2 protein-coding genes are annotated in these 2935 nt (G+C 73.9%); one reads left to right on the plus strand and one right to left on the minus strand.

Annotated features, from left to right (window positions below):
* Positions 1–311 precede the first annotated feature (311 nt).
* Positions 312–1457: a phosphatase PAP2 family protein gene (locus tag HYE82_RS35595; protein WP_179178364.1), complete on the plus strand. Its 1146-nt coding sequence runs from the start codon at positions 312–314 to the stop codon at positions 1455–1457.
* Between the two features lie 442 nt (positions 1458–1899).
* Here HYE82_RS35595 and HYE82_RS35600 read toward each other — a convergent pair whose 3' ends face one another.
* Complete coding sequence (locus tag HYE82_RS35600; RefSeq protein ID WP_179178365.1) at positions 1900–2895, minus strand: YafY family protein; 996 nt, start codon at positions 2893–2895, stop codon at positions 1900–1902.
* Between the last annotated feature and the right edge of the window lie 40 nt (positions 2896–2935).

The raw sequence follows: 2935 nt of genomic DNA on the forward strand, positions 1-2935 counted from the left end.
ACCTCAACGCGCTCGGCTGGTCCCTGACCATCGCGACCGGGCTCGCCCTGCTCGGCTCCGCGCCCCCGACACCCCCGCCCAGTAACGGAATGGATCATTCCGGACCATCTTTCGGCAAAGGAATAGAGCGTCGCCGATAAAGCCCGGGCACGCGTGCGAAACAATCGCCGGGCCAATGGAGTCGGACACTCCAACTAATGCCTTAATCCCAGGAATTACATGCCGCGTGAGACCAACTCCACATCACATGGTCATCACGAACCCGGTGATTCGCCTGGGCTGACCAGCGACGCGCGGTAACGTCGATTGACGTGCGTACCGACCAAATCCTGTCCCGGCTGGAGCGGGTGTTCGCCCGACTGGACCGGGAACCCGAGCGACCGGCTCATCTGCAAACGCCGCAGATGAGCCGGCACCGCGTCGTGCTCTTCGGAGCGACCCTCGCCTTCTACCTCGCGATCGTGGTGGCCGTACTGACCACGTCCTGGCTCGTCCGCCTGGACTGGCAGGTCATGTTCTTCCGGCCGTACGACCAGTGGCCGCAGCTGCACGCCTTCCTCGACTACCTCGTCGTGCTGGGGCAGCGCGGGCCCACCGCGGTCATGGTCGCCGCATGGCTCGGCTGGCGCTCCTGGCGGCAGCACACCCTGCGCCCGCTGATCACCCTCGGCGTGGCGCTGCTCCTGCTCAACATCACCGTGGGCTCGGTCAAGCTCGGCCTCGGCCGCCTCGGCCCGCACTACGCCACCACGATCGGCTCCGCGGAGCTGTTCGCCGGCGGCGACATATTCCCTTCCGGCCACACCGCCAACGCCGTCGTGACCTGGGGGATCCTGGCCTACCTGGCCTCCACCACGGTCACCCGGCGGGTGCTGTCCGTGGTCTCCGCGGTGGTCTCGCTGAGCGTCGGCGCCACCACCGTCTACCTCGGCACCCACTGGGTCAGCGACGTCCTCCTCGGCTGGTCCGCGGGCCTGCTGATCATGCTGGCGCTGCCCTGGTTCGAGCCGCTGATCGCGGGCGCCGAGGCCTGGGTCTTCGAGCGGCGGGAGCGGATGCGGCGCCGCGTGGAGGCCGGCACGGTGCCCGCAGCGGTCGCCGGCGCGCTCGTCCCACTGCTCTCCGCGGGCGGCAAGTGGCAGCCTCCGCACACCGACGGAACCGGCGGCTCCGCGGCGGCGGCAGCCCCCGCCGCAGCCCGGACCGCGGCTGCGGCAGCCGGCGCCCCGGTACCGGGCCAGGCGACCGCCCCGGCATCCGCGCAGGCCGGAGCCCCGGCCGCGGGCTCCCCGGCCGGCGCCCACGCCGCGGTGCCCCGTCCCCCGCACCACGCCGGACGGGCGCACCTGGTCCGCACCGAGCGGCTACCGGCCGCGCCGGGCGGCAGCCGGCGCCCGGCGCACACCGAGCGGGCCCCGGCCGGACGCGCCGCCGCCCGGCCGGCCACCAACGGCTGAAACCGGACGGCCGGACAGGCCCGGAACACACCGGGACACCCTGCGGGGCGGTACGCACACCACCCCGCTCCCTCCCCCGCCGCACGCACCGGCGAAGGCGGGCCGGGCCCGCCGCACGCACCGCCTTCGCCATCGGATTCCCCCGGACGTCAGCCGCGCGCCCGGAGGTTCGTCCGAACCGGGTCACGCTTCTGTCACGGAATGTCGACAGTTCTCCGGGGCCGCCGAGTTCTCCGGAAGTCGCGCGCATGTGGCGAACAACCGCCCTTCCCGCATTCCATTTCCGGGCCCGCTCCGAACCGCCGACGCACCGCCCGGGAAGCACCGCGGAACGGGGCCCGGACGGCCGCCCGGCTCCATTCGCATTTCGTTCGAGAACGCCCGAATTCCGCGGGCCGATTGGCCCCGGGCGGTCGGCGGGCGGCCATCACGGCCGCCGGTTTCATTGCCCGTTCTCCGCGCCCGCGGTGCCGCCCGACCGGTCCACCGCCCGACCGAGGAGGTCCCGGGCCGCCCGGATCCGGTCGGTCAGTTCCGGCGGCTCGACCACCTCGAACTCGCAACCGAGCAGCATGACGTGGATGACGAGCACGTCGAGGCCGACGGCCCCGGTGCGCAGCAGGCAGCTCTTGTCGTCGACCGGTTCAAGGGCCCCTTCGCCCGGCCCGATCAGCCGCGCCGCGTCCTCGGCCGGCATCCCCAGCCGCAGCACCGCGCGCGCGGCGTACGCGGCCTGCGCCACGCCCCGGGAGACGTACGCGGCCAGGTCCTCCGCGGGGGCCGGGCGGGGGGTGAACCGCGGCCCGTGCGGCGGTCTGGGCTCGATCCGGTCGGCGCGGAAGGTCCGCCAGTCGTCCCGCTCCACATCCCACGCGACCAGGTACCAGCGCCGCTCCGTACACACCAGCCGGTGCGGCTCCACCACCCGCCGCGAGGCGCTGCCCTCGTGGTCCCTGTAGGCGAAGCGCAGCCGCTCGCCGTCCCGGCACGCGGCGGCCAGCTCGGCCAGCACGGAAGGGTCGACGGCGCTCCGCTCCGGCGCACGCAGCATCGGCACGGTGAACTCGTCGATCGCCGACACGCGCCGCCGCAGTCTGCCCGGCAGGACCTGTTCCAGCTTGGCCAGCGCCCGTGCGGAGGCCTCGCCGATCCCCTCGACCCCGTTCCCGGCGGCGGTCCGCAGCCCCACCGCGACGGCCACCGCCTCGTCGTCGTCGAGCAGCAGCGGCGGCAGCTCGGCCCCGGCGCCCAACTGGTACCCGCCGCCGGTCCCGGGGGTGGCGTTCACGGGATAGCCGAGCTCCCGCAGCCGTTCCACGTCGCGCCGCACCGTCCGCGGGGTCACGCCGAGGCGCTCCGCGAGGTCGGCCCCGGTCCATTCGCGGTGGGCCTGCAACAGGGACAGCAGACGCAGCAGTCGTGCGGAGGTCTCCAGCATGCGGAGCAGTGTGCCAGCGCCGAGGGCCCCGCCCGACGCC

It is taken from the genome of Streptomyces sp. BR123, assembly GCF_013401435.1.
Lineage (GTDB): Bacteria > Actinomycetota > Actinomycetes > Streptomycetales > Streptomycetaceae > Streptomyces.

Excerpts from the sequence above, each read along its gene's own strand:
- HYE82_RS35600 (WP_179178365.1), bottom strand. The coding sequence starts at position 2,895 with ATGCTGGAGACCTCCGCACGACTGCTGCGTCTGCTGTCCCTGTTGCAG.